Here is a 24,341-nt window from a genome sequence, read left to right on the forward strand (position 1 = left end):
AACGGTGTTTTGACAAGGAACGGTCGGGAGTGGTCGCTATTGGCCGCCTGTATCGTGGCGATCATCGTCTTCTCCGTCGCATCGCCCTATTTCGCGACGTCGGGCAATGCCGCGACCCTGCTGCGCAACAGTGTGGAACTGTTGCTGGTGGGGCTCGGCATGACCCTTCTCCTCGCCATGGGCGGCATCGACGTTTCGGTCGGCATCGTCATGGGGCTGGCGGCAATCGGCGTCGGGCGGGCGCTCGGCGCGGACCTGCCGGTCGGTGTCACCGCGCTCGCAGGACCGGTCATCGGCGCCGGCCTCGGCCTCGTGACTGCGGCCGTCGTGGTGCTCGGGCGCGTGCCGGCCATCGTCGGTACGCTCGGCCTGCTGGGGGTCTATCGCACCGCGATCTTCGTGCTGCTCGGCGGGCAATGGCTGTCCGGCCTGCCGACCGGCCTCACCGACGTCCTGGCAGCCACCTTCCTCGGCATCCCGGTCGCAGCCTTCCTGATCGCGCTCGCTTACCTCGCTGTCTGGCTGGCGCTCCGGCGCACACCCTATGGGCTCCACCTGCTGGCGATCGGCAATTCGGAGGAAAAGGCGCGCCTCTCCGGTATTCCGGTCGTGCGCGTGCGCTTTGCCACCTTCATCGTCAGCGGCGCGCTGACGGGGCTCGCCGCCACCTTCTACGTCGCCAATTATCGCAATGTGGAAATGACGATCGGCACGACGCTGGCGCTCGATGCGATTGCTGCGGTCGTGCTGGGCGGCACGAGCATTCTCGGCGGCAAATGCAGCCTGCTCGGCACCGTGCTCGGCGTGCTCCTGCTGCGCATCCTGCAAAACGGCCTGCTCCTCGTCGGCGTGCCGTCGCTCTGGCAACCGGTCCTGACCGGCGGGTTGTTGATCGGCGTGCTCGTGCTCGAAGTTGCCGCCGGCCGCCTGTCCTTCCCGCAAACCGGATGGGTGCGCAAATGACCCGCCTTCGCACGCTTCAAGGTCCGGCCCTCACGCTGAGCCTGCTCGCACTTCTCTGGGTCGTCGTGCTCGTCATGCTGCTCGCGCTGAAACCTACGGTTTTCAGCCTCGGCACGATGACATCGATCATCCAGTTCTCCACCATTCTCGCGCTGGTCTCGCTCGGGCAGGCGCTGGTGATCATGGCGGGCGGCGCCGGCATCGATCTTTCGGTCGGCGGTATCGTTTCGCTATCCGCGATCGTTGCCATGCTGTTCGTCAAGCTCGGCCTTCCGCCGGTGCTGCTGCCGGTTGCCTGCATTCTCATCGGCACGTTTCTGGGCGCCTTGAACGGCATCCTGGTCACGAAGCTCACCCTCCTGCCGCTGATCGCGACGCTCGGCACCTTCTTCATCTATTCCGGACTGGCGCTGGCGCTGACGGGTGGGGCGGCGCAGTCCGGCGTGCCGGCCTGGCTGCTTGGCTGGGGGCGCGGCACGCTCGCCGGCATCCCCCTGACCTTCCTGACCATCGCCCTCCCGGCCTTCGCCATGACGGGCATCGTCCTCGTCTGGACCGCCTGGGGGCGCTGGATCTACGCCATGGGCTTCAACGAACGCTCGGCGCGGCTCGTCGGCATCCCGGTCGATCGCGCGCGCCTCATCCTCTATGCCGCAAGCGGCGCGCTGGGCGGGGCTGCGGCCCTCGTCTCCGTCGCCTGGCTTGGCAGCGCCAGGGCGAATATCGGCCAGAACCTGGAACTGGAATCGCTGGCGGCGGCCATGCTCGGCGGGATCGCGATCACCGGCGGGCGGGGCGGTGTCGGCGGCGTGCTCGCGGCCGTCATCCTTCTGGTCACGCTCAGGACCGGGCTCCTGCAGCTCAACGTCAATACGGTCTGGCAGGTGGGTATCGTCGGCACCCTGCTGATTTTCGTGCTCCTTGCCGATCGCCTTTCGCAACACTGGAGATAGTTCATGGCGTCCCTTGAAGAAACCATCGCCGAGCGGGTCGAAGCCCAGGCCGACCGTATCGTCGAAACCCTGAGCGCTCTCGTCGCCTTCCCCTCGATCGTCAAATCGAACCCGAAGGAAGCCGGCCCCGGCGAGCGCGATTGTCAGCTCTATCTCCAGGGTCGGCTGGAGGCACTGGGCTTCACCACCGACCTCTGGGATCCGGATGGCCCAGCCCTCTACGCCAAATACCAGGGCCGTCCCGGCGCCAACAAGGGCCGCACCTTCGAGGGCCGGCCCAATCTCGGCGGCGTCCTCAAAGGCACCGGCGGCGGCCGCTCGATCATGCTGACGGGCCACATCGACGTGGTGCCTCCGGGTGCCGCACAACACTGGGCGACCGACCCCTTCGAACCGGTCCTGAAGGACGGCTTTGTGCATGGCCGCGGCACAATCGACATGAAGGGCGGCGTCGCCTGCATGCTGATGGCGGTCGAAATCCTGAAGGGCCTCGATGTGCCGCTTTCCGGCGATATCGTCTTCACCACCGTGGTGGACGAGGAGATCGGCGGCATGGGCTCGCTCGCCATGGTCGACCGCGGATTTCATGCCGATGCCGGTATCATGACGGAACCGACCGCCAACAAGATCGCCCCCCTTTGTCACGGCATCCTTTGGGGCAAGATCATCATCGACGGCATTGGCGGCCATGCGGAACTGACGCCGAACGCCTGGTATTCAGGCGGGCCAGTGGACGCGGTGCAGCTTTGCCGGCAGATGCTCGATGGCATCGACATCCTCAACCGTCGCTGGATGTTCGACCCCAAGAAGAACCATCCGCTGATGGACCAGCCGAACCAGATCATCGTGACGCAGGTGAGCGCCGGAGAACACCCGTCCTCCATGGCCGGTCGGGCGGAAATCATCATCGACGCCCAATATCTGCCGAGCGAGAAGGACGAGTTCGCCCTTGGCGGAAACGTCAAGCGGGAGATCGAGGAACACGTTTCCAACGTCTGCCAGGCCGATCCCTATCTTCGCCTTCACCCGGCGCGGGTGGAATGGATCCTCGATGCCGATTGCGCGGAAATCCCGGCCGACAATCCCTTCGTGCAGACGTTCCAGGAGGCGGTAAAGGCCGCAAACCTTTCTCCGGCCCTGTCAGGTTTTGGCGCCCACAGCGACATCGGCCTGCCGAGCGGGCTCGGCAACACCCCCACGGTCAATTTCGGGCCGGGCGACCCGGCACAATCGCATCAGCCGAACGAACGCGTCTCCGTGCGCGACCTGGTCGACTGCACGAAAGCCATAGCGCTCGCCGTCGAACGCTGGTGCAGGTGATCGAACTCAGCGGATTTCCAGGTCCATCGCCGTGCCGAAGACCGGCACATTGCGGGCCGACCAGCCGTCGCCATCCGCTGTGAGGCCGAGTTCCGAACATAGCCTGTTCTCGCCGCCTGACGGGTTTGATGTTTGCTGGTGCATGCCGGTGAGGAAGGATTGCGAAAAGCCGTCATCGAAGGGAGCGGGCGTCAGGCAGGCGACCGCCTTGTAGAAACGGTCGCGATGCTCCGGGTTGGTTGCCGAGAAGGATTGGAAAACGCTGCGCAGCCCATCGAGCTTTGCCTGGCAGAATGCCGCCATGTCCGCGTCGTAACGGCAGCCGAGTTCGGTCGAATATTGCACGTTGCACTGCGGTTCGGCGAGGTTCTTGAGGCACGCCGGCAGCCGCCCGGCGAAGGCTTCGGCCTCGTTCTTGTCCCAGTTGTTGTCGGCGGGGCTGCCCTCGATCGTTTCCGGATACTGGTGCAGCCGCGCGCCGGTCTCGGGGTCGTAGCGCAGCATGTCCCATTCGGCGGCGATGAAGCCGGATGTCAGCGGCCCGAACCCGCTCACCTGCCGGATCTTCGCCTGGAATTCGCTGACATCCTTGCGGAAGCTCCAGTCCTGCACCTTGCGCGGCCCGGTGGCGAGCGCCACACGATCGGCAACGGTGCGCATCGGCGGGACGCCGAGCCGCAGCATGACCCATGCGTCGCGCTGGAACGTGCTCTGCTGCACGCGCCGTTCGGACCAGCTCTTGTCCGCAAGGCCCGCTTCCGCAACGTCGGGATCCAGCAATTCGTCGAGCCGCGCCTCGACCATCGCCTGGCGGCAGGCCTCGGGACCGGCGGGATTCGCGCCGGCAAGCGCGCATTGGCGTTCTCTGAAGGTTTCCCAGGCGGCCTGCGATGCGGCCAGTCTTGCACGTTGTGCCTCGGCTTTCTCCTGCGCGATCTTGCCGGTGGCGGCGAGGTCCGCGACATGGGCATCGAGCTGGCGAAGGGTGAGGGCGAGTGCTTCGGCTTGAGCGGCGGATCGCCAGGCCGCGCACCGCTCCGGTGCCAAGGCGTGTTTCTCGCAGTCGGATACCTCCTGGGCGAGCGCCGGGGCAGCCATCGAGACCATGGCGACGGCCAGGCCGGTTGCAAAACGCTTCATAGGCCGGCCTCCTCAAGGGCTTTGACGACGCGTTGCAGGTGGTCGGCATAGTCCGGGTCGCGTGCCGGATCGGAGACAGCCGCATCCTCGCGATATTGCGAGAACGCGCTTTCCATGGAGAGGGCGTAAAGTTCGGTGTCCCCCGAGCCGATCGCATTGTTGTTTTCGTCGAACGTCCAGCCGACGAGCGTGCTGCAAAGTGCCGTTTCGCGCTCGGGAAGCGTCTCGATATCGACCGTCTTCACCTGCGCATCGCCGCCCGCCGGCTGGGCGATGAAGGTGAGCTTGCTGACGGTTTCCGCATTGTCCGGCGCGAAGACCGCAAGGCCCGCACCCTTGCCGCCTTCCGCGATGCAGCCCGCCATGCCGTAGACCGAATGGGCCTGGAAGCTGGAGAACAGCGACGCCGTGCGGCCGTCGCGCTGATAGCCGGCGGCAATAGTGCGTTTGATATCGAAGACGCTCTGGCAGGCCTTGGCGACGGGCGGATCGAGCCGGCAGCCGAGCTCTATGGAGTAGTTGATGCGGCAGTCGGCCTTGCCGAGGTCGCGCATGCATTCGGGGAAGCTGGCGGCGAGCGCCTGCAGGTCGGCGTCGCTGGCGCTGATCGGTGCGCTCTCGATGAGGGGCTGTCCGTTTTCCGGGTGGTATCGCCAGGCGTCCCAATCCGTGGCGATGGCCTTCGCGGTCTCCGCTTCGAAGCCGCGCGCCGCCAGCGCCTTCTCGACCAGCGTCGCGCCGTAACGCTTCTTTATGTACCAGGTGTAATCGCCGAAGCCGAAGGCGCGGGGGGAATATTGCGAGTCGGCGAGCGTGTCGAAATCCGGTTCGAGCCCGCCCTCCGCCTGCGCCTCGCCTTCTTCCGGCGGCACGATGCCGAGAAGCCCGTCGAGTTCCTTCATCCGCTGCCAGGATGTCCAGCGCAGGCATTGCAGGCCCTGGATGACCCCGACGATGCCCTCTTGCCCGGCGAAGTAATCGCAGGTTGCCTTGCGATAGGCGAGCCAGGCTTCCTGCGCGGCGCGCACTGCGTCCGGTTCCGAGGAGGCGGCGAGCACGGCGGCAAGCCGGCTTTCCACCTCGCCGTCCAGCCCGCCGCCCATGGCCGCCAGGCAGGCTTCGATTTTCAGGTTGCCGGTATCCTTGCATTCCGCCGGCGTCTCGAAATTCTCGACGATCCCGCCGGCCGCTGCCGGTTCCGCGAGCGCGCCGAGAAGCATAGCTATGAAAAGGCGTTTCATCGTCTTCTCCCTTCGCAGACCGTCAATGGCATCGGAACCCCGCCGGCACGGCGTCATAGATCTTGAGCGCGTGGATCGTTTCGAGCGTCAGCCCGCCTGACTTGAGCCGCGCCTGCCGCTGGAAGGCCCCGACCGCGTCGGGCAGTTGTTCCGGGCTGGCGACGTTGATTCCCGTCTGCGTCAGCGCTTGGGTCAGCGCGGTTTTCCCGTGGTCGGAGAGGTAGGGCATCAGGTCCTGCGAGGTGAGCGTCGATCCGGCTTCGAGGTCGCCGAGATCGCGGGCTCTCGAAATCAGCTGGAGCGCGTGCGCCACATCCGGCTTCGCCATGCCGCATCCGGCGAGATACATGATGCCGAGCGCGTTGATGGCGGCCGGGTGGCCCTTGTCGGCGGCTGCCTGATAGTGCTCCAACGCCTCGGTCAGGCGCTCGGCCTTTTCCAGGGCGCGGGCGAGATTGTGCTGGAGCCGGGCGCTTTGCGGTTCGCCGGCAACGGCTTCGAGGCAGGCGGGCACGGCCTTCACGGCGTCGATATCTTCGAAGGTGATGCCCTTGAGGCCGACGAAATTGCGCGCGTCGACCGCAAGCCGGTCGCACTCCGTAATGCTCGGCGGGCGGAAGAACAGCGTGCGGCTGGTCTGCACCAGATATTCGGGCTTCTGCACGCCGTTGGTGCTGGCCAGCACGTCGCCCGCGGCAAGGCGGAACATTTCCGACACTTCCAGCCCGGGCTGGTCGATGAAGCGCAGCAGGCTTTCGGTATAGGGGCTGTGCTCGCCGCGGCCATCGGAGGCGACCTGGCCCGCCGCCGTGGCAAAGGCCACGACGCGGAAATATCCGGCACTCGCTGCCCCGGCCACCGGCTTGGGCAGATCGATCCGGGCAAGTCCGCGCGATCCGCCGGCGCCGTGCACCAGGCCGCTGAACGGATTGTCGCGGCAGGCATCGAGTACGATGATCTTGGCCGCATCCGGCTTTGCCTTCGCCTCGATGGCCGCGAGGATCGTATCGACTGCTATGAGGTCGTCCCGCCGTCCGTTGCGGGCGAGGTCGACCGGCACGATGAAATTGCGACCATCCAGCTGGAGGCCGTGGCCGGCATAGAAGACGAAGATCACGTCGGCGCTGGAAAGGTCCTCGGCAAAGCGGCGGATCGTCTCCTGCAGGGCATCCTTCGGCTGGTCGATCGCCGTGTGCAGGCGAAAACCGAGGCCGCCGAGTTTTTCGGCCATCGCCTTGGCATCATTGGCCGGGTTGGCGAGCCGGCTTGCCGATTGGTACGTGGCGTTTCCGATAACGAGGGCAACACCATCGAATGCGCCATGCGAGGCGGACACCTGCGCTCTGGAGGTCGATGCGCCGGCAATCAGAAGCAGGAATAGCGCGATGATAAAGTGGAGACCTGCATGTCTTTCGGGGCGTCCCAGCATGCTTTCTGCTCCGCATTACGCGCACCCGGTTCGCAGGCGCGCCACCTCGGTCCGCTCATCAGGCTGCCTATAGAAACCGAAAAAATGCGAAGAGGCAATCGACGGAGCAGCCCTTCGGTCGGTCGCGATGGACATTTTAGGAGATGGGTCGATCAGCGTGCCGACATGATTTCCGGGATCATGCGCTGCGCCACCGGGCGCAGACGCTCGGCCTCCATCGTCAAGAATGAACACGTCGATGCGGCCTTGAGAGCCGCTCCCTAGTGATCGAAATGCAGCAAAACGAAAGCCTGGCCGTTCCGGGTGCCGACATTCGTGCGATCGGCGAGGCGTTGGACGAGAACCGCGGATACGTTCGCCATCGCACGCGCCACGGCGTCGTCGTCCGCTTCGAGCCAATCCTCGATCTCCGGCGCCTCGACGCCGGCGAGCACCAGCGGCGGGCCGCTGTGCAGGATCTCCACGTCGAAGTTCAACTCGTCGAAACGGGCGCGAACGGCCAATGCCCGCCGGTCCTGGCCGGCGGCCGCAATGAGTTCCGTGGCTTCGATGGCCGCCAGGGCCGCCCGGCTGACCACGTCGCGACGCGCAGCCCATATGCCGCCCTGTTCCTCGACGAATTCGGTGACCGGGGTGATGAGGTCGGCCTCTTGACCCAGCTCGCGCTGGGCAACCATCGATGTGCCGATGCGAAACAAGAGGTTGAGCACGATCGCCACGAAGCCCGCCATGACGAAGCCGCTGCCGACGAAATGGCGTGCCGAAGCCGGAACGCTTTGGGCAAGCTCTGGGATGAGCATGACCGTCAGGCCGACGAAAAGCGACAGCCCGATCATGAAGATGCTTCGGCTGTCGATCGCACGCGACGTGGCGAGCTCGATGCCGGAGACGATGAGGAAGGCGGCGGCGTAGACCTGGATGGCCCCGATCACCGGGGTGGGAATGATCGTCAGCGCCAGCGTGGCTTGCGGCAGCAAGCCGACGATGGCGATGGCCGCGGCCGAGACGATGCCGATCCAGCGGGAGGTCGAGCGGGTGGCGTGGCTCAAGCCGATATTGGCGGAGGAAGCGCCGGTCGGCATGGCGCCCAGCAATCCCGACAGCACGTTTCCGATGCCGTTCGCCATCACGCCACCACCGGCCGTCTTCATATCCGGCCGGTGCCAGTCGGCGTCGTCCATGCGGTCAACGATGACGGTGCTGGCGAAGGTGTCGAATTGGCCAAGAAGGCCGACGACCACGATGACGGCGAGCAAGGCAAAATCGAAGTTGAAGACGGGCGCCGGGAGCACGGGCAATGCGAGCACCGGCGCGGTGGCGAACAATTCGAGCCCGGTCAGCCGTCCGCACAGGGCGGCAACGACAACGCCGGCGACGATGCCGGCCGCAAGGCCGAAAAGCTTCATCTTGCTGCTGCCCCACACCGACAGCACCACGACCGTCGTCAGCGTGACGCCGGCGATCAGGGCGCTGAGCGGATCGACCTGGAAGCTTTCGCTGATGCCTAAAGACTGTCGCGCGGCCCCTTGAATGAGCGACAAACCGCCCATGCAGACGACGACGCCGAGCACTGTCGGCGGAAACAGCGCGCGCAGATGCGGGATAAGCCGGCTGAGCCCCATGGCCGGCAGGCCCGTGGCGAGGCCCAGCATCAGCATGCCGCCGACACCGTAATCTCGCAGCACGACGGCGACGAAGGGCACCATGATCGGGCCGGGGATATGCACGATCAGCGCTCCCGCACCGATGCGCCCGCCCCACGCTTGCAGGAATGTCGCAATCGCCATGCCCAGGATCGAGCAGGTGAGAAAGGTCTGGGTCTCCGCCACAGACAGCCCGCCGAGCTTGGCGGCGGCCAACGCGTAGGTCGACAGCGCGATGGCCATGACCGCGTGTTGGCCCGCCAGCGCCAGAAGCGCGCCGCGCGGCAGCGGATCGGAATTGGCATAGACGATGTCTGAAGGTTTGCGTCGTACGCGTGCGGCAGGAAGCCTGAAGTTTTTCAGGTCGAATGCGGATGAAAACATAAATTCTCTGCTTGCATGGGAAAGAACAATTCTTGTCACATTCACCGATAGGGCGTGTGCTGACAATGTCTTACGGCCACCAAGCTCGCCCAATATAGGGGTGTTCTAACCGCTGCTTTCGTCCGGCCCTTCCAGCCGGCTCCGGTCATGGAAAAAGCTGCCTTCAGCGATCGCTTCTTGCGATCATCGCGATGATGGTATCGTAAAGCTCCGCCTGCGCCTGTTCGGCCGTGATCTCGCCCGTCGTGGCGGCATTGGACAAGGCATCAGCCGCCCCGAGCATGGCCCAGAAAGCGGCACGCGAGATGCCCTTGGGGCCGGTAAAGGGCGCGAATATCTTTCGGCACTTCTCGATGAAAGCCAGTTGATAGTCCCACTTGACGGTTGCCAGTTCAGGCGACCCGGCCAGTCCCGCAAGAACGCCGGGAATCTCGCGTCCCTGGGACAGGACGCATTCGACATAAGACGAGGCGATGACCCTCGCGATCGCCTCCAAGGTCGGCGCGCTGGCCTCAATCGCAGCATCGATCACCGCGGTCTGGCGCAGGTCGAAATCCTGATAGAGCGCAGTCAGTAGACCGTTTCGCGTGCCAAAATGGTCATAGATCACCGGCTTGGTAACGCCAGCCTCCGCAGCCATGCGCGGCAAAGTCAGCGCGTCAGTACCTTCCTCGCGCACGATCCTCCATGCCACGTCCAGAAGCTGGTGCAGCCGCTCCTCCCGGCTGAGCCGTACTCGCTTCGCGGCAGCCGGCGTTTCTGTAGGTGCGTTCGACATTGTATATACCAAAAGTAACCTACTTGAGGTATATGGGTGCGCTTTTTCGAACGCAAGCCGTAACTCTGCGGAGACGAAGCGCGCGGCTTTCATATTCTTTTATAACGGGATCGTGCCGTTTTCCTCGCCGTCCCAGTATTGAACACGCGTACCCCGGACATTGATCAGCACCAGCCCCGGCGTTTCCGCTCCCTGCGCGAACCAGCGTTCGAGGTCGGGTACCCAGTGCCGCTCGAATTCGGCCTTGTCGCGGATGATGCGGGCTTCACCTTCGATGGAAATGAACATGCCGGGTTTGCCGAGCAGGCTTGGCGGTTCCGTGAAGGAAAGGGAAACCTGCGGATCGCGGCCGATATCGGCGACCTTGTTCGTATCCTCAAAGGAGAAGAACCAGGATTCGCCGTCGTAGTCGACGTCACCGTTGGTGCTCATCGGCCGGTTGGTAATCGCACCGAACGCGCCATGCGTCGACATCATGCAAAAATCGATCTTCTTGAGTTTGCGGGCAATGTCGGGAAGCGTTGTCGATGACATGGCGGTGACCTTCGCAAAGGAATGATGGATGAGACGGATCGAACAGGGAATGGGGTGAGACGTCGAAAGTTCCTTTGGATGGTCAGGATGGGAGCAGCGCGTTCCGGTCGATAACGGCGTCATTGAGAGTATCCCACCAGTCTCTGATCGGATCTGCATATCCATGAGGGCGGGCAGGGGACAGAGTTTGCAGCGGCAGACATGCCCTGAAAACTCGTCAGCTCTTGTGGAGTGAATCATGCATACCGAACACGAATTGGGAATCAGCAGGCGCAATATTGTGCTTGGAGCGTCCGCCGGAATTGCCGCAATGGCAGTCGCTTCGGGCGCCATGGCCGCTCAAGAAACGCGTCGCGACAATCAAGACATGAAGGGGGAATTGGCTGGCAAGCGCGCGCTTGTGACGGGCGCCTCGCGCGGTATCGGTGCCGCAATCGCATTGGCGCTCGCAGACAAAGGCGCCGATGTGGCTATCACCTATCTGAAATCGACCGACAAAGCCGCCGCGGTTGTCCGGGCGATCGAGGAAAAGGGCGGGCGCGGTCTGGCCATTCAGGCCGACAGCGGCGACCCGGCGGCCGTAAAGCGCTCGGTCGAGGAAACGGTTGCAGGGCTGGGTGGCCTCGACATCCTGGTCAACAATGTTGGCAACGCCCGCTTCGGGGCATTCACCGACCTGACGCTTGCCGACATCGATACGCTTCTGGCCGTTAACGTCCGTGCGGCCGTGCTGGCCACACAGGCGGCGATCCCGCATCTCGGGCAAGGCGGCCGCATCATCACCACGGGTTCAAATGCCGCAGAGCGCGCGCCGTTTGCCGGCATCGCAGGATATTCGCTGACCAAGTCCGCGCTGCTCGGCTTGACGCGCCACCTCGCCCGCGAGCTCGGCCCGCAAGGCATCACCATCAATCTGGTTCAGCCGGGACCGACGGACACCGACCTCAACCCGGACAATGGCAGTGAACTGGCCCTCATGAACCGCCGGCTGACATCACTCGGTCGCTACGGCGAGCCCGCAGATATAGCGGCCGTCGTGGCCTTCCTGGCAAGCCCGGCTTCGAGCTTCATGACCGGTTCGGTCGTCACGGTGGATGGCGGGTACAACGCCTGAAGAGCGAAGCATGCGGAGACGCCTTGCGCGCCTCCGCATGCGTCTTGCTGGAAAAACACGGAGAAACAGGTGATTGAGATGGATTTGACACGACGTCGCTCCCTGCAAATCGGACTTGCATGTCTCGCCTCCCTGCCGGTCGCTGGACTGTCTTCATCGAAGGCGTGGGCCGAGGAAGCGGGTGACAGATACAGGACGGACAACGGCGAGATCGTCGTCGTTCCGATCGAGGATGCAAGCTTCGTCCTGACCGTGCCCGGCCTGGTGATCTACAACGATCCGGCCGGTGGGCGGGCGTTGTTCGCGGGCCAGCCGACGCCGGGGCTAGTGTTGATGTGCCATGAACATATCGACCATTTCGACCTGGCCACCTTGCAAGAGGTCATCGGCCCCGAGACAAGGCTGGTGGCCAATCCGGCCACGATCGACAAGCTGCCGGTGGAGCTCAAGGCCAGGGCGACGGCACTGGCGAATGGTGAGACCACAACGGTCGGCCCGGTCCATATCGAGGCGATTCCGGCCTATCATCTGGTGCCGGAATACATGCATTATCACCCACAGGGCCGCGACAACGGCTACCTGCTGACCGTCGATGGCCGCCGCATCTTCATATCAGGCGATACCGACGCCACGCCGGAAGTGCGGGCGCTGAAAGACATCCATATTGCCTTCCTGTCGATATCGCCCTGGACTTTGACGCCGGAGCAAGGCGTCTCCGCCGTGGCGTCGTTCAACCCGGATTTCGCCTATCCGTATCACTACCAAAGTGTGCGCGACCGGGATGCCTTTGCTGAGGGTGTTCGGGCCGGGGGAGGGCGCACGACGGTCGTCGTCAGGAACTGGCATGGTTGATGTGATCGATCTGCGGTATATGTGTGGGGGTGGGATGACGAAGGAAGCCTCGGTCATCCCACCCATTTCGATCATGCGGCGCTGATCAAGTCTTCGCTTTTCGCCCAAAGCTGCCTAGCCCTGTCGGCGTCAAGCGCATAAGACCGGACACCGTCGGCAAACGGATTGGGCGTGTCATTGACGGGCGTGATCGCGCAATCCTCAAGATAGTGTCCGCCGATCTCTTCCTTGTCGGCAACGACTGCGGCCCAGACCGACGTTGCGGCCGCCTGCGCGATTTCCTTCAGCTCTGCCGGTGCAAGTCCTGCATCGGCACGCGCTTTGCCAACGGTCGCGAGCAGGCCCTGCAACTCTTCCTGCGAGAAGTTGCGCGGGAGATCCGTCAGGCTGTTGCCCGGCATCACAGAGGCGGCCCGGACGCCACGGCCGCGGTGCCGCCTGTCGAATTCCACAGCGAAAAGGGCATTGGCCGTCTTCGACCGTCCGTAAGCGACAAAAGGATCATAGGCCTGTTGCGCGAAGTTCGGATCGTCCAGGTCAATATCGGCGACACGATGCGCCTGCGACGACAGCACCACCAGGCGTCCGCCATCGGCGAGCAGTGGCTCGATCCGATTGATCAAGGCGAAATGACCGAGATGGTTGGTCCCGAACTGGACTTCGAAGCCATCGACCGTATGACCGAACGGCGTTGCCATGACGCCGGCATTGGCGATGATGGCATCGAACGGCCGTCCGTCCGCCAACAGCGCGTCCGCGCTGGCACGAACGCTTTGCAGGGAGGCCAGATCGAGCGCGATCAGCTCCAGGCTACCACCGCCCTGCGACGCGGCATCGCGAACCGCAGCGGCGGCCGCCTCGGCCTTGGCGAGGTCTCTGACTGCGGCGACGACGCTGGCGCCATGGGCTACCAGCGAGCGGGCGGTCTCCAGCCCGATGCCCGACGATGCGCCCGTCACGAGGAACCGCTTTCCCTTGAGGTCGACGCCGGAAAGCACCTCGTCGGCGGTCGATTTTGCACCAAATTTCTCAGTCATTTCCTGTCCTTCGATTGGGCTTGTAAAAATTCGGATCTGCTTCGTGCGTCTCTTTGAACGCTCAGATTCCAAGGCCGCCGGCCATGTTTATCGTCTCGCCGGTGATGTAGCCCGCATGGGGGCCGGCGAGGAAGCAGACGGCCTCCGCCACCTCTTCAAGGGTTGCAAAGCGGCGGATCGGATGCAGGTCCAGGAAGGCGTCGAGGGGAGGAAGCTCCCCGGCCACGTCCTTGTTCATGTCCGTGGGCATGGCGCCCGGCTGGAGGACGTTCACCGTGATATTGCGGGGGCCGAGGTCGCGCGCGATGCCCTTTGCATATCCGATCAGCGCCGCCTTGGTTCCGGCATAGTCGGCGACACCCTTGAACGGTACGTAGGAGCCGAGGAGAGAGCCGATGAAGATGATCCGGCCACCGTCCGTCAGCCTGGACGCGGCGGCGCGGGTGTTGGCGATCGAGCCCAGGACGTTGACCTGCCACTGTCGATTGTATTTTTCATCGTCAAGGTTCGGATCGTCCACCAACTGGCCCTGGGTGGCGATGCCGGCATTGTTGACCAGGATGTCGAGTTTACCGAATTCGGCGATCACCTTGTCAATCAGCGGCCTGGCGGAGGAAAGATTAGCCTGGTCGCTCTTGATCGCAATCGCGCGAACACCCTTCGCCTTGAGTGCCTCCACGACAGCCTCGGCCTTTTCGGCCGAAGCCGCATAGGTGATCGCAACATCTGCCCCCTGACGGGCAAACGCTTCCGCCGTGGCGGCACCGAGGCCGCGCGAGCCACCCGTGATGAGCACGACCTTGCCTTCAAATATCTTCGTCAAAACATATTCCTTCCTGACGTGAACCGTTAAAGTAACAGTCATTACGATAACGATTGGTATGAAATATTGACGATCGCTGTCAAGTGGTTTATTAATGCTCGTTATGAAAAAGGCCGGATTAAACTGATGGGACGCCATCGCGAATTTGACGTCGAAAAAGTGCTCGATGCAGCCCTCTGCGTGTTCTGGCGCAAGGGCTATGAGGGTGCGTCCTACGCCGACCTGACGGAGGCCGCCGGCGTGGAGAGGCCGGCCCTCTATTCCGCATTCGGCAACAAGGAGGCGCTCTTCCGGCGAGCGCTGGAGCGCTACTACGAGCGGTATCTGGACTACATTCCGGATGCCCTTCAGCTCCCGACATCGCGTGAAGTTGCGGAGCGCATGCTCTACAGGGCCGCCGACCTCAACACCCGCTATCCGAGCCATACGGGTTGCCTCAATATCAACGGCGCCCTGGCCGTATCGGACGAGGCGGAATCCGTGCGGCAGGCATTGATAGATGTTCGCGCGGCCGGTGAAGTGCAGTTTCGTGAACGTTTCGAGCGGGCAAAGGCCGAGGGTGACTTGCCGGAGACGGCCAAACCGGAAGCCCTTGCCGCCTTCCTGATGGCTGTGCTTCACGGCATGGCGGTGCAGGCCAAGGCCGGCTTCAGCCGCGACATGCTGGAAGCCGTCGCCGAGCAGGCGCTTTCCAGCTGGCCTGCCGGTGGCGTGCGGCAAGGATGAACCCAATGCCCGTCGAGGCGCCTGCCAAAATCCGCAAGCTCGCTGGGTCATGCCAGTGCGGATCCGTGACCTATGAGGTCGCGGACGCGTTCGTCTTCGCCGTAAACTGTCATTGCTCACTCTGCCGACGCGCGACAGGCGCGGCGTTCAAGCCCCTTGCCGGCATAGCGCGCGACAAGCTGCGCATCACGAATGGGGCGGACAAGATTCAGATTTTTGACGCCGGCGGGTGGCATGACGAACGATGCAAGGTGTGTGGCTCGTTCCTCTTTGCCGTCGTACGGGACGGGGCGTTTGCCCATGTCGCTATGGGTACCTTGGTCGACACTCCATCCATACGGCCAAGCGCCCATGTGTTTGTCGGCTCCAAAGCGCCGTGGTTCGATATCACGGACGACCTGCCGCAATACGACGAAGGCATCATCGCCCAGGAAAGCTGAGCCCTATATTTCTGAGTTGATCGGTACACAAATAGTTGATTTGGCTCTTCCTAAAATTTATGTGCTAATCACTACAAAATAACGCCCTCGGCTTGTGGATGTCTTATGCCGATGATGAAGCCGACATTTACCGACCTCGTAAAAGCCATCGAAGATCATGCACGACACGACTACGTGACGCCGATCGGCTGGCTGAAAGTGGGCCGTGCGGATGTGCCTTCGGAAGTGACGCACTCGATATACCAGCCATCCTTCGGACTGGTCGGGCGCGGCGTGAAGGAAATGATGGTCGGCGAAAAGCCGTTTCACTATGCGGCGGGTGAATCCCTGCTCTGTGCCGTGGATGTCCCGGTGACATCGCAGGTGACCGAGGCAAGTCGGTCTGCGCCTTATCTTGCCATTCACCTCGAAATCGAACCGTCGATCGTGGCCGACCTTCTGCGCCAGCAACCCGGCTTTCGCCCGAAAGCGCCGGACAATCGGGTGGCGGGAAAATACGGGCTCGATCCGGAACTGTTTGAACCCTTCATGCGATTGCTCGCCCTGCTGGAGCGGCCACGCGACATTCCGGTCGTGGCGCCGTTGATCCGGCGGGAAATCGTCTGGAGATTGCTCCACAATGAACATGGCCCGATCCTGAGCCAGCTTGCCTTCGCCAACGGTCACGCCGCCCGAATCGGGAGGGCAACGACGTGGCTGAGGGAGAACTTTACCGAGTCATTGAGCATTCCCGATCTCGCCGCGAAGGCGAACATGAGCGTTCCCAGTTTCCACCGGCATTTCAAGGCCGTGACATCCATGACGCCCGTGCAGTTCCACAAACGGGTGCGGCTTCAGGAAGCCCGCCGCAATCTCTCCGGAGCCAGCACCATCTCGGCGGTGGCCTACGATGTAGGCTATGAGAGCATCTCACAATTCAACCGCGACTACCGCCGCCTGTTCAACCTCACGCCAAGCGACGATGCGGCAAGCCTGCGCGCCACGCTGCGGCGCGAGCCCGGCCCGATTCGACAGTCTGCTGTTTCCAATTGACGGACTGATAGCACGGCAAAAAACGCGCTGCATGAGCTCTTGCAGAAAAAATATCTTCCTATCCTGAATGGCAAAACGGAGAATATTGGATTTTTCTTCCATCTCGCCGGCATTTCCTCTTGAGCGGAATCGGTGGAAATAGTACATATAAATTATAGAGTATTGGCCCGATGATCAGGGAGAAGACAGGATGATTGTTTCCGTTTTGATGCCCTTGGCCGATAGTCGTGGCGCTGTTGTCCGCCGGTCGTGTCGTGCTTGCCTTCGCGTTGAATGTGCCTCTTAAAGCCCTTTCGGGCGTTTCAGCGATAGAGCGGGACGTATTGCATCATGAACAAGCAAACCATTGAATATGCGGGCGTGCCCGTCGGGATAGCGGTGCCGGAAGACGGGCTGTTTCGGTTCATCGCCGTCAAGTTCCACGTCTTCGATCTGGATCAGCGCCGGTTTGCGACGCTTGGCCAGTTGAGCGGGGCGGTCCATTCTCATCTTTCGATGGGTGAGCGGCTTGCGGCCTGACGATGCAGGAATTACCTCCATCGGGAGCGCGGACGAGCTGGAGTGCATCGCATGAGGCCTGAAAAGAGGTTGCATCTTGGTGCCTTCATGCGCCCGGTCAGCCTCCATACGGGCGCCTGGCGCTATCCGGGTGCCTATCCGGACGCCAATTTCAATTTCCAGCACCTGAAATCCTTCGCGCTGAAGCTCGAGGCCGCGAAGTTCGACGCCTTTTTCATGGCGGACCATCTGGCGGTGCTGAACATGCCCATCGAGGCGCTGCGCCGCAGCCATACCGTCACGTCGTTCGAGCCGTTCACGCTGCTCTCGGCGCTCGCCTCGGTGACCGAGCGGATCGGCCTGGTGGCGACCGCGTCCACCACCTTCGAGCAGCCCTATCATATCGCCCGGCGGTTCGCCTCGCTCGACCATATCAGCGGGGGCCGTGCGGGGTGGAACATCGTCACGACCTCGAACCCGGATGCCGCGCGCAATTTCGGGCTGGACGATCATGTGGAACATGGCGAGCGCTATACGCGGGCGCGGGAGTTTTTCGACGTCGTGACCGGCCTGTGGGACAGTTTTGCCGATGACGCCTTCATTCGCGATGTCGAAAGCGGCCTGTTCTTCGATCCCGACCGCCTGCACGTTCTCGACCATTCCGGGCCGGAACTGAAGGTTCGCGGTCCGCTCAACATTGCGCGGCCACCGCAGGGCTGGCCGGTGATCGTGCAGGCGGGACAGTCGGAGCCGGGGCGGCAGCTTGCGGCGGAGACGGCCGAGGTCGTCTTCTGTTCGCCGCGCGATCTTGCCGCCGGCCGCAGCCTCTACGCCGATATCAAGGGGCGGCTTGCCGCCGTCGGCCGCGAGCCCGGCGCGTTGAAGATCCTGCCGGCCGCCTTCGTCGTCATCGGCGATACGGTCGAGGAGGCGCGGGCAAAGCGCCTGGCGCTCGATAGCCTCGTGCACTACGAGAGCGCGATCGCGTCGCTCTCCATAGCACTTGGCCATGATGCATCGGGCTTCGAACCCGACGCGCCGCTGCCGCCGATCCCGCAGACCAATGCCAGCAAGACCGGCCGCGCGCAGGTGCTGAAACTTGCCGAGGAAGATGGGCTGACGGTGCGCCAGCTCGCCCAGCGCCATGGCGGTTACGCCGGACTGGCCTTTGTCGGCACGGTCGAAACCGTGGCCGACGAGATGGCCGCATGGTTGTGGGAAGAGGGCTCGGACGGCTTCAACGTCGTCTTCCCCTATCTGCCGCAGGGCCTTGACGACGTTGTCGAAAAGCTGGTGCCCGAACTGCAGCGGCGCGGTCTTTTCCGCAGCGATTACGAGGGCACGACGCTGCGCGAGCACCTTGGGCTTTCCCGCCCGCAGAACCGGTTTTTCGCCTAGGCAGGGCCGGACGGCCGGCGGCGTGCGGTCCGCAATTGCGCGGATATCTTGAAAATCACCCTTGCTTTCGCCGTCCTAATTCTATTGTTTTGGTAGAGATATGCCGTGTCACGGCGCGCCCGCAGGAAGCGCCGATGGAAGACCGCCTGGTGCAAATGCAGGAAAGGAGCCGACCAATGACGCTTGTGCCCGCCCAATTCTCATCGCCCTCGCCGCAGGCCGGCTCGCTTGTCAGGATCGCCATCGTCGGCCGCGGTTTCACCGGCCTCATGACGGCGATTGCGCTCCTCAAGGCGTTCCAGGGGCCTTTTCACCTCGTGCTCTACGATCCCTATCCCAAGATCGACGGCGGGGAGGCTGCCGGCCGCTCCGCCTCGACGCTGCTCAACAGCCGTGTCCGTGACCTCTCGATCGATCCGGCGGCGCGGGAGGATTTCCGGCGGTGGCTCGAAGCCGACGATGTCTGGCGCGAGCGCGCGTCGTCGCCTGCCGGCAATGTCGACCATGCCTTCGTTCCGGGGGAGGTCTTCAGCGCCTATGTATACCAGCGCTTTTCCGAGGCCCTGCGCGAGCGGACGGATGTCATGGTGCAGGTCCGTGCCGACAGCGTGACGGCGATTGGCCGGCATTCGGGGGGCGGCTTTTCGGTTCTGTCCAGCGACGGCCAGACGCGGTTCGATGCGGTTTTCCTGGCGACCGGCTACGGCCTGCGCGACGGCGCCGACTGTGCCTCCACCCAGGGCAGCGTCGGGGAGGCGCTGGTGATCGGCGGCGGCGTCCATGCCGTCGACCGGGCGCTGCGGCTGCTCGCGGCAGGCGAGGCATCCCATGTCACGCTGATATCTGCTTCGGGCTTCCTGCCGCAGCCGCATACCTCTTCCGCCGTCGGGGCCGTAACGTCCGACCGGCCTTTCCCGCACACGCTGCGCGGCGCGTTCCGCTATCTGCGCGAGGCGGCCAACAGGGCGGCCGCGGAGGGGTCCGGCTGGCAGGGGATCATGAACGATTTCCGCCAGCGCGCCCGCGCCCTCTGGCAGGGGCTGACGCCGGATGAACGCCGCCGCTTCAAGCGCCATGTGAAGCCGATCTACGACAGCCACCGCAACCGCCTGCCGCCGGGCCAATACGAGCGCCTGCACCGGGCGATCGCCGGCGGCGCCATCACGGTGCGCAAGGGCAAGGTCGAACGCATCGCGACGAATGGCGTGCTGCTTTCGACGGCCGTGGGGCTTCAGGTCTTGCCCGCGGACCGGACGATCGATTGTCGCATCCGCCCGACCGATCTGGATTCGCCGCTGTTTCGCGCGCTGATCGCCGGAAACCTGGTGCAGCGCGACGAACTCGACCTCGGCATCTTTGTCGACCGTGCTGGCCGGGTGATCGTCGAGCCGGAAATCTTCGAAGGGCTTTTCGCCATGGGGCCGCTTGGTCTCGGCAGCCTTCCGGATATCGACCTCGTGCCGGAAATCGTCGTGCAGGCCTATGCCGCTGCCGAGGCTCTGGCCGCATCGCTTCAGGACGCAGAAACGCGCAATGGCGGGCCTCCGGCCGGTCGGAACGAAGGGTAGGAACCCTTTGCATGGCGGCCGGCGAGAGCCGGCCGTTTCATGCGTGCAGGCCCCAGCGGCCTTGAGCACCGTCACAATGCGGGTGAATCACCGAATCCTCTAAACCTAAGCTCGCCCGCGCCGCTCGGCAGCCGTGTCGTGCCTTTCCGCGTGCCCGCTTCTCTCAGATAACGGAGGTTTTTCCGCGATAGTGCGCAGATTTGCGCCTCCTGCGAGGCTGGCCACTCGTTCTATTGGAGGAAAGATTCTTGGAATGATTTATCTTCTTGAGCTTGTTTCGAGCACTTATTACCTACCAATCCATTGAAGCGCGAAACACGGGCCGCGGGCCGGGAGACTTTCATGAACACTGCAATGAACATGATGCCGATGATGAACGCCATGATGGGTGGCATGGGTCAGCCGATGATGTCGCCGATGATGATGAACGGCATGATGCCCATGAATGGCATGATGCCGATGATGGGCGGCATGCCCATGATGATGCCGATGCCCATGCCGATGATGGGCATGATGACCTGCAAGATGACCGACACCGGCATGATGTGCGAAATGAAGCCGATGGCAGGCATGGACGAAGCCATGTTCATGGAATGCTGCAAGCGCATGATGGCCATGATGAACGGCGGCATGCCGATGATGATGATGTGCGGCGGCATGACCATGTGCTGCACGATGGCCGCCTGAGGCCTCCGACATCACGCTTTCAAGGCCTCCTTCGGGAGGCCTTTTTCATATGTGGATGGCTTCCTGGTAGGTCGAGACGAGATAGACGACCGCGGGGCCGCCCGTCATGTTGCGGTAGGTGTGCGGCACGTCCGCCTCGAAGACCAGCGCATCGCCCTCGCCGAGGATGTAGGGCTGCTTGTCCACGACCACTTCCACCGTACCCTCCGCGACGACGAGATTTTCGACGGTGCCATGCCTGTGTGCCTCGGCCCGTTCGGCATGGTGCGGCGCGATGCGCAATTCGTAGAACTCGACCGTGCGGTCGCCGTCATAGGGGAAAAGTGCGCGCGTTTCGAACCGGCCGTCGCTGGAGGAGAGCGTCTTGGAGGCCGCGCGGGTGAGCAGCACCGTCGTCGGTTCGTCTTCCTCAATGATCAGCGAGCCGCAGGAAACCTCCAGCGCTGCGGCGATCTTTGCCAGCACGTTGAGGGTCGGGCTGCTCTTTCCGGTTTCGATCTGTCCCAGCATGGCGCGGCTGACGCCGGAGACTTTCGCAAGCCTGTCCAGCGAATAGCCGCGACGCGTCCTCAGCCTGCGCAGGTTGCGGCCGGTGCGGATGCAGATCGCTTCCGACGGATCGTGGAATTCTTCGGTCGCCAGGCTTGCCAAGGCGTCACTGCGCATGGACCCACGGGCTCGCCATGACGGGGAAGAAGGTCCAGACCGGAACCCACATCATCATCGGCTGCATGCCGTTGAAAGGCATCATGGCCGGCGTTGGCGCAGCAGGCTCGGCCGCCTTGCGGCGGGCATTGCGGTAGGCCTGGAAATCAACAATCTTCGCACTCTCGGCTGCCATGAATTTCCCCTGCGTGATTGTCTATAAGAATTATATGCTTTCCCTGCGATTGACAGGCAGGGCCATTCAAAATGAGCGATGAGGCGGGAAAAGTTTTCGCCTTGCGGGGCTTCACGCGAAATGCCGGGGCCGGGCTGCTTCCCGCGTGGGCCGGGGAATGCCTTTGGCCAAACATCCTGAGATTCCGTATGCAATCTCAAAATACATAAATATTATAGAATTAATAATCTACTTGGCGCCGGCCCGGCGCGCTATGGTTCAGTCATCCCGACACAGCTGGAGGCTCACCATGTCGAAACCGTTCAAAACCGCCTTAACCGCGGCCCTGGCCTTTGCGACCCTTGCCACGACCGCTCTTGCCGGCGAAGTGCTCGATCGCGTCAAGGAGAAGGGCGAGGTGGTCAACGCCGTCGTCAACGACTATCCGCCCTTCGCCTATATCAACGACAAGAACGAGCTTGACGGTTTCGACGTCGACGTCGCCAAGGCCTTTGCCGAGAAGCTCGGCGTCAAGCTCCGCCTGGAAACGCCAGGCTGGGAGACGATCATCAGCGGCCGCTGGGCCGGCCGGTGGGACATTGCGATCACCTCGTCCACGCCGACGGAGGAGCGGGCGAAGGTGGTGAACTTCCCCGTGAACTATTACAGCGTTCCGGCGGTACTCGTCGTCAACAAGGACGAGCAGATCATCAAGTCAGCCGCCGATCTCACGGGAAAGCGGGTCGGCGTCGGCACGGGCTCGTCCTATGAGGCCTATATCAGCCGCACCTTCTCGATCCCCGGCCAGGCGGCCATCACCTTCCCCTTCGGCGAAGTCCAGGCTGTGCCCAACGACGAGACCGTCAACTTCCAGAACCTCGCGCTCGGCGCGGGCGTTCGCTTGGACGCGATCGTCGCCTCGCTCGGAACAGCGCAGGGCCAGATCGATGCGACGGGCAAGCTGAAGCTCGCCGGCGAGCCGCTGTTTGCCGAGCCGAACGCGGTCGTCACCGACAAGGGCGATTCGGAGTGGGACGCCGAGGTCAAGCGCGTCATCACGGAACTCAAGGACGACGGCACGCTCGAGAAGATCTCGCAGAAGTGGTTCAAGGTCGACATCACGAAATATGCATTCTGAGATCGGTCTTCCCGCTCTTCCAAAAGCGCCTGAGGCCCGGCCGCGGTTTTCCGTCGCTGGGCCTGCGGGCTTTCGCCTGCGCGTCCAGCTTACCTGGCTGGGTCTGCTCACGCTGCTGGTGAGCCTTTTCTACAATCTCGGGCTGGATTTCGGCCTGATCGGCGAAAAGCTGCCCTTCATGCTGGGGCTGCGCCTCTCGCCGGATGGTTTCATCCAGGGTGTGGCGCTGACGCTGCTGATCACCGTCGTGTCGATGGTGATCTCGCTGGTCGTGGCGATCCTGACGGCGCTCGGGCGGCTATCGTCCAATGCGCTCGCCTTCGGGGTCGCCACCTTCTACGCGTCCTTCTTCCGCGGGACGCCGCTGCTGGTGCAGGTGCTGATCATCTATCTCGCCCTGCCGCAGTTCGGCATCGTGCTGTCCGGCCTCGCATCGGGCATCCTGGCGCTGTCGCTGAACTATGGCGCCTATCTGGCGGAAACGATCCGGGCCGGCATTCTCTCGGTTCCGCGCGGGCAGGGGGAGGCGGCCATGGCGCTCGGGCTCGGGCGCGGCGTCATCGCCTTCAAGATCATCGCGCCGCAGGCGATGCGCATCATCATTCCGCCCGCCGGCGGCCACTTCATCTCGATGCTGAAGGATTCGTCCCTCGTCTCGATCATGGGGCTATGGGAGTTGAACTTCCTGGCGCAATCCTACGGGCGCGCCACCTATCATTATATGGAAATGCTGCTGACGGCGGCGGCAATCTACTGGTTTCTGTCGATCGGCCTCGAACTGGTGCAGAATCGTCTTGAAAAACGGTTCGGCCGCGGGTTCGCCGCCGGCCGGCAAGGAGGAGCATAATGGCACTTGAACATCCATCCTTCACGATCCTCGATGGCGGCATGGGGCGCCTTCTGGAGCGTCTCGGCGCGCCGTTCCGGCTGCCGGAATGGTCCGCGCTCTCGCTGATCGAGGCGCCGGATTACGTCACGCGCGCCCATCAGGCCTATGTCGACAGCGGCGCGGATATCATCACCACGAATTCCTACGGGCTCGTGCCGCACATGCTGGGCGAGGAACGCTTCAGCGCCGACGGCCGTGCGCTGGCCGACCGCGCCGGCCGGCTTGCCCGCGCGGTGGCGGACGCCGCCGGCCGGCGCGTTCTCGTCGCCGGTTCCCTGCCGCCGCCCTTCGAAAGCTATCGGCCGGAACGGTTCCAGGCCGGCGAGGCGCCGCGTATCATCGAGAGCCTCGTCGCCGGCTTGCGGCCGCATGTCGATCTCTGGCTGGTCGAGACGCAGAGTTCGACGGTCGAAGCGCTGACCGCGCTGTCCGCGGTGATCGGCGATGGCAAGCCGGTCTATGTTTCCTACACGCTGAAGGACGAGGATGGTCGCACCGGGCCGACGGAGCTGCGCTCGGGCGAGCCGGTCTCAGAGGCCGTGCGCAAGACGCTTGCCGCAGGAGCAAGCGGGATTTTCTTCAATTGCAGCCAGCCGGAGGTGATGGGCGAGGCGGTGCGCGCCGCGCGCAAGGCGACGAGCGAAGCGGGAGCATCAACTTACATCGGCGTCTACGCCAACGCCTTCGCCCCGGAGCCGCCCTCCGATACGCCCTATGCCGGCATCTCCGATATCCGCGCCGATCTCGACCCGGAAAACTACCTGAAATGGATCGAGCGCTGGCTTGCGGATGGGGCCTCCGTCGTCGGTGGCTGCTGCGGCATCGGGCCGGAGCACATCGATGCGATCCGCTCGTTTCGCGCAGCCCGCGATGCGGCCTGACCATCGCCGAACTGCCGGATACGGGTGAAACGGCAGGAAGGCCGCCCGGAATT

At 63.5% G+C, this 24,341-nt stretch carries 25 protein-coding genes; 15 read left to right on the top strand and 10 right to left on the bottom strand.

Features of this window, described 5'->3' with window-relative positions; translation table 11 throughout:
- The first annotated feature begins 39 nt into the window (after positions 1-39).
- From AC1RWL_RS02155 to AC1RWL_RS02165, 3 genes are read left to right on the top strand one after another with little or no spacing between them, the layout of a single operon-like run.
- Positions 40-963, top strand: coding sequence for an ABC transporter permease (locus AC1RWL_RS02155; protein WP_493093459.1), 924 nt, complete (start codon positions 40-42; stop codon positions 961-963).
- Positions 960-1,916, top strand: a complete 957-nt coding sequence (locus AC1RWL_RS02160) for an ABC transporter permease (RefSeq protein ID WP_493093458.1) — start codon at positions 960-962, stop codon at positions 1,914-1,916. Before AC1RWL_RS02155 ends, AC1RWL_RS02160 begins: the two co-directional genes overlap by 4 nt.
- Before the next feature lie 3 nt (positions 1,917-1,919).
- A complete protein-coding gene (locus AC1RWL_RS02165; protein WP_493093457.1) occupies positions 1,920-3,236 on the top strand; it encodes a M20 family metallopeptidase in 1,317 nt (438 codons plus the stop codon).
- A gap of 6 nt (positions 3,237-3,242) precedes the next feature.
- Here the strand turns inward: AC1RWL_RS02165 and AC1RWL_RS02170 are convergent, their stop codons facing one another.
- The 6 genes from AC1RWL_RS02170 to AC1RWL_RS02195 all read right to left on the bottom strand — a co-directional run bounded on the left by AC1RWL_RS02170 (position 3,243) and on the right by AC1RWL_RS02195 (position 10,385).
- The gene (locus AC1RWL_RS02170) at positions 3,243-4,376 is read right to left on the bottom strand and encodes a lysozyme inhibitor LprI family protein (RefSeq protein ID WP_493093456.1); all 1,134 of its coding nucleotides are present in this window, start codon (positions 4,374-4,376) and stop codon (positions 3,243-3,245) included.
- Positions 4,373-5,617 (bottom strand): lysozyme inhibitor LprI family protein, encoded by a 1,245-nt coding sequence (locus AC1RWL_RS02175; RefSeq protein WP_493093455.1) that lies wholly within the window; start codon positions 5,615-5,617, stop codon positions 4,373-4,375. The genes AC1RWL_RS02170 and AC1RWL_RS02175 overlap by 4 nt, the downstream gene beginning before the upstream one ends.
- A 22-nt stretch (positions 5,618-5,639) precedes the next feature.
- Positions 5,640-7,046, bottom strand: a complete 1,407-nt coding sequence (locus tag AC1RWL_RS02180) for a caspase family protein (RefSeq protein WP_435264416.1) — start codon at positions 7,044-7,046, stop codon at positions 5,640-5,642.
- Between the two features lie 260 nt (positions 7,047-7,306).
- Positions 7,307-9,073 (bottom strand): uracil-xanthine permease family protein, encoded by a 1,767-nt coding sequence (locus AC1RWL_RS02185; protein WP_493093454.1) that lies wholly within the window; start codon positions 9,071-9,073, stop codon positions 7,307-7,309.
- Positions 9,074-9,236: 163 nt separating this feature from the next.
- Entirely contained in the window at positions 9,237-9,851 is a 615-nt protein-coding gene (locus tag AC1RWL_RS02190; RefSeq protein WP_493093453.1) for a TetR/AcrR family transcriptional regulator, read from the bottom strand.
- A 99-nt stretch (positions 9,852-9,950) separates the two neighbouring features.
- Entirely contained in the window at positions 9,951-10,385 is a 435-nt protein-coding gene (locus AC1RWL_RS02195; protein WP_493093851.1) for a pyridoxamine 5'-phosphate oxidase family protein, read from the bottom strand.
- Between the two features lie 367 nt (positions 10,386-10,752).
- On the opposite strand from AC1RWL_RS02195, the gene AC1RWL_RS02200 reads away from it, so the two are divergent.
- Together AC1RWL_RS02200 and AC1RWL_RS02205 are read left to right on the top strand one after the other, a co-directional pair.
- Positions 10,753-11,499 (top strand): SDR family NAD(P)-dependent oxidoreductase, encoded by a 747-nt coding sequence (locus tag AC1RWL_RS02200; RefSeq protein WP_493093850.1) that lies wholly within the window; start codon positions 10,753-10,755, stop codon positions 11,497-11,499.
- Positions 11,500-11,577: 78 nt separating this feature from the next.
- Entirely contained in the window at positions 11,578-12,351 is a 774-nt protein-coding gene (locus AC1RWL_RS02205; protein WP_493093849.1) for an MBL fold metallo-hydrolase, read from the top strand.
- Between the two features lie 71 nt (positions 12,352-12,422).
- Here the strand turns inward: AC1RWL_RS02205 and AC1RWL_RS02210 are convergent, their stop codons facing one another.
- Together AC1RWL_RS02210 and AC1RWL_RS02215 are read right to left on the bottom strand one after the other, a co-directional pair.
- A complete protein-coding gene (locus AC1RWL_RS02210) occupies positions 12,423-13,388 on the bottom strand; it encodes an SDR family NAD(P)-dependent oxidoreductase (RefSeq protein WP_493093848.1) in 966 nt (321 codons plus the stop codon).
- A gap of 61 nt (positions 13,389-13,449) precedes the next feature.
- Positions 13,450-14,211, bottom strand: a complete 762-nt coding sequence (locus AC1RWL_RS02215) for an SDR family NAD(P)-dependent oxidoreductase (protein WP_493158199.1) — start codon at positions 14,209-14,211, stop codon at positions 13,450-13,452.
- A gap of 126 nt (positions 14,212-14,337) precedes the next feature.
- Here AC1RWL_RS02215 and AC1RWL_RS02220 point away from each other — a divergent pair, with 126 nt between their 5' ends.
- The 7 genes from AC1RWL_RS02220 (at position 14,338) to AC1RWL_RS02250 (ending at position 20,560) form a co-directional block, all read left to right on the top strand.
- Positions 14,338-14,937, top strand: a complete 600-nt coding sequence (locus tag AC1RWL_RS02220; RefSeq protein WP_493093452.1) for a TetR/AcrR family transcriptional regulator — start codon at positions 14,338-14,340, stop codon at positions 14,935-14,937.
- Positions 14,938-14,942: 5 nt separating this feature from the next.
- Positions 14,943-15,377, top strand: coding sequence for a GFA family protein (locus AC1RWL_RS02225; protein ID WP_493093451.1), 435 nt, complete (start codon positions 14,943-14,945; stop codon positions 15,375-15,377).
- Between the two features lie 111 nt (positions 15,378-15,488).
- On the top strand, positions 15,489-16,409 hold the full coding sequence (locus tag AC1RWL_RS02230) for an AraC family transcriptional regulator (protein WP_493158201.1): 921 nt from the start codon (positions 15,489-15,491) through the stop codon (positions 16,407-16,409).
- Between the two features lie 330 nt (positions 16,410-16,739).
- Complete coding sequence (locus tag AC1RWL_RS02235) at positions 16,740-16,928, top strand: hypothetical protein (RefSeq protein WP_493093449.1); 189 nt, start codon at positions 16,740-16,742, stop codon at positions 16,926-16,928.
- Positions 16,929-16,979: 51 nt separating this feature from the next.
- Entirely contained in the window at positions 16,980-18,305 is a 1,326-nt protein-coding gene (locus AC1RWL_RS02240; RefSeq protein WP_493093448.1) for an LLM class flavin-dependent oxidoreductase, read from the top strand.
- Between the two features lie 176 nt (positions 18,306-18,481).
- A complete protein-coding gene (locus AC1RWL_RS02245; protein WP_493093447.1) occupies positions 18,482-19,873 on the top strand; it encodes an FAD/NAD(P)-binding protein in 1,392 nt (463 codons plus the stop codon).
- 342 nt (positions 19,874-20,215) lie between these two features.
- The gene (locus tag AC1RWL_RS02250) at positions 20,216-20,560 is read left to right on the top strand and encodes a hypothetical protein (RefSeq protein ID WP_439623316.1); all 345 of its coding nucleotides are present in this window, start codon (positions 20,216-20,218) and stop codon (positions 20,558-20,560) included.
- 45 nt (positions 20,561-20,605) lie between these two features.
- Here AC1RWL_RS02250 and AC1RWL_RS02255 read toward each other — a convergent pair whose 3' ends face one another.
- Positions 20,606-21,226 (bottom strand): helix-turn-helix domain-containing protein, encoded by a 621-nt coding sequence (locus AC1RWL_RS02255; RefSeq protein ID WP_439623314.1) that lies wholly within the window; start codon positions 21,224-21,226, stop codon positions 20,606-20,608.
- Positions 21,216-21,401, bottom strand: coding sequence for a hypothetical protein (locus AC1RWL_RS02260; protein ID WP_493093446.1), 186 nt, complete (start codon positions 21,399-21,401; stop codon positions 21,216-21,218). The genes AC1RWL_RS02255 and AC1RWL_RS02260 overlap by 11 nt, the downstream gene beginning before the upstream one ends.
- Positions 21,402-21,690: 289 nt before the next feature.
- Here AC1RWL_RS02260 and AC1RWL_RS02265 point away from each other — a divergent pair, with 289 nt between their 5' ends.
- Genes AC1RWL_RS02265 through AC1RWL_RS02275 form a run of 3 tightly spaced genes read left to right on the top strand, consistent with a single transcriptional unit; the run spans position 21,691 to position 24,288 of the window.
- Complete coding sequence (locus AC1RWL_RS02265; RefSeq protein WP_493093445.1) at positions 21,691-22,518, top strand: transporter substrate-binding domain-containing protein; 828 nt, start codon at positions 21,691-21,693, stop codon at positions 22,516-22,518.
- Entirely contained in the window at positions 22,508-23,365 is an 858-nt protein-coding gene (locus tag AC1RWL_RS02270) for an amino acid ABC transporter permease (RefSeq protein ID WP_493093444.1), read from the top strand. The genes AC1RWL_RS02265 and AC1RWL_RS02270 overlap by 11 nt, the downstream gene beginning before the upstream one ends.
- The gene (locus AC1RWL_RS02275) at positions 23,365-24,288 is read left to right on the top strand and encodes a homocysteine S-methyltransferase family protein (protein WP_493093443.1); all 924 of its coding nucleotides are present in this window, start codon (positions 23,365-23,367) and stop codon (positions 24,286-24,288) included. Before AC1RWL_RS02270 ends, AC1RWL_RS02275 begins: the two co-directional genes overlap by 1 nt.
- Positions 24,289-24,341: the final 53 nt, after the last annotated feature.

Source organism: Shinella sp. GW821-FHT10F02 (genome assembly GCF_058809275.1).

What these genes read in the sequence shown, in the direction of transcription:
- AC1RWL_RS02160 (WP_493093458.1), top strand. Translation starts at nt 960, where the DNA reads ATGACCCGCCTTCGCACGCTTCAAGGTCCGGCCCTCACGCTGAGCCTG.
- AC1RWL_RS02165 (WP_493093457.1), top strand. Translation starts at nt 1,920, where the DNA reads ATGGCGTCCCTTGAAGAAACCATCGCCGAGCGGGTCGAAGCCCAGGCC.
- AC1RWL_RS02170 (WP_493093456.1), bottom strand. Translation starts at nt 4,376, where the DNA reads ATGAAGCGTTTTGCAACCGGCCTGGCCGTCGCCATGGTCTCGATGGCT.
- AC1RWL_RS02175 (WP_493093455.1), bottom strand. Translation starts at nt 5,617, where the DNA reads ATGAAACGCCTTTTCATAGCTATGCTTCTCGGCGCGCTCGCGGAACCG.
- AC1RWL_RS02180 (WP_435264416.1), bottom strand. Translation starts at nt 7,046, where the DNA reads ATGCTGGGACGCCCCGAAAGACATGCAGGTCTCCACTTTATCATCGCG.
- AC1RWL_RS02185 (WP_493093454.1), bottom strand. Translation starts at nt 9,073, where the DNA reads ATGTTTTCATCCGCATTCGACCTGAAAAACTTCAGGCTTCCTGCCGCA.
- AC1RWL_RS02190 (WP_493093453.1), bottom strand. Translation starts at nt 9,851, where the DNA reads ATGTCGAACGCACCTACAGAAACGCCGGCTGCCGCGAAGCGAGTACGG.
- AC1RWL_RS02195 (WP_493093851.1), bottom strand. Translation starts at nt 10,385, where the DNA reads ATGTCATCGACAACGCTTCCCGACATTGCCCGCAAACTCAAGAAGATC.
- AC1RWL_RS02200 (WP_493093850.1), top strand. Translation starts at nt 10,753, where the DNA reads ATGAAGGGGGAATTGGCTGGCAAGCGCGCGCTTGTGACGGGCGCCTCG.
- AC1RWL_RS02205 (WP_493093849.1), top strand. Translation starts at nt 11,578, where the DNA reads ATGGATTTGACACGACGTCGCTCCCTGCAAATCGGACTTGCATGTCTC.
- AC1RWL_RS02210 (WP_493093848.1), bottom strand. Translation starts at nt 13,388, where the DNA reads ATGACTGAGAAATTTGGTGCAAAATCGACCGCCGACGAGGTGCTTTCC.
- AC1RWL_RS02220 (WP_493093452.1), top strand. Translation starts at nt 14,338, where the DNA reads ATGGGACGCCATCGCGAATTTGACGTCGAAAAAGTGCTCGATGCAGCC.
- AC1RWL_RS02225 (WP_493093451.1), top strand. Translation starts at nt 14,943, where the DNA reads ATGCCCGTCGAGGCGCCTGCCAAAATCCGCAAGCTCGCTGGGTCATGC.
- AC1RWL_RS02230 (WP_493158201.1), top strand. Translation starts at nt 15,489, where the DNA reads ATGATGAAGCCGACATTTACCGACCTCGTAAAAGCCATCGAAGATCAT.
- AC1RWL_RS02235 (WP_493093449.1), top strand. Translation starts at nt 16,740, where the DNA reads ATGAACAAGCAAACCATTGAATATGCGGGCGTGCCCGTCGGGATAGCG.
- AC1RWL_RS02240 (WP_493093448.1), top strand. Translation starts at nt 16,980, where the DNA reads ATGAGGCCTGAAAAGAGGTTGCATCTTGGTGCCTTCATGCGCCCGGTC.
- AC1RWL_RS02245 (WP_493093447.1), top strand. Translation starts at nt 18,482, where the DNA reads ATGACGCTTGTGCCCGCCCAATTCTCATCGCCCTCGCCGCAGGCCGGC.
- AC1RWL_RS02250 (WP_439623316.1), top strand. Translation starts at nt 20,216, where the DNA reads ATGAACACTGCAATGAACATGATGCCGATGATGAACGCCATGATGGGT.
- AC1RWL_RS02255 (WP_439623314.1), bottom strand. Translation starts at nt 21,226, where the DNA reads ATGCGCAGTGACGCCTTGGCAAGCCTGGCGACCGAAGAATTCCACGAT.
- AC1RWL_RS02260 (WP_493093446.1), bottom strand. Translation starts at nt 21,401, where the DNA reads ATGGCAGCCGAGAGTGCGAAGATTGTTGATTTCCAGGCCTACCGCAAT.
- AC1RWL_RS02265 (WP_493093445.1), top strand. Translation starts at nt 21,691, where the DNA reads ATGTCGAAACCGTTCAAAACCGCCTTAACCGCGGCCCTGGCCTTTGCG.
- AC1RWL_RS02270 (WP_493093444.1), top strand. Translation starts at nt 22,508, where the DNA reads ATGCATTCTGAGATCGGTCTTCCCGCTCTTCCAAAAGCGCCTGAGGCC.
- AC1RWL_RS02275 (WP_493093443.1), top strand. Translation starts at nt 23,365, where the DNA reads ATGGCACTTGAACATCCATCCTTCACGATCCTCGATGGCGGCATGGGG.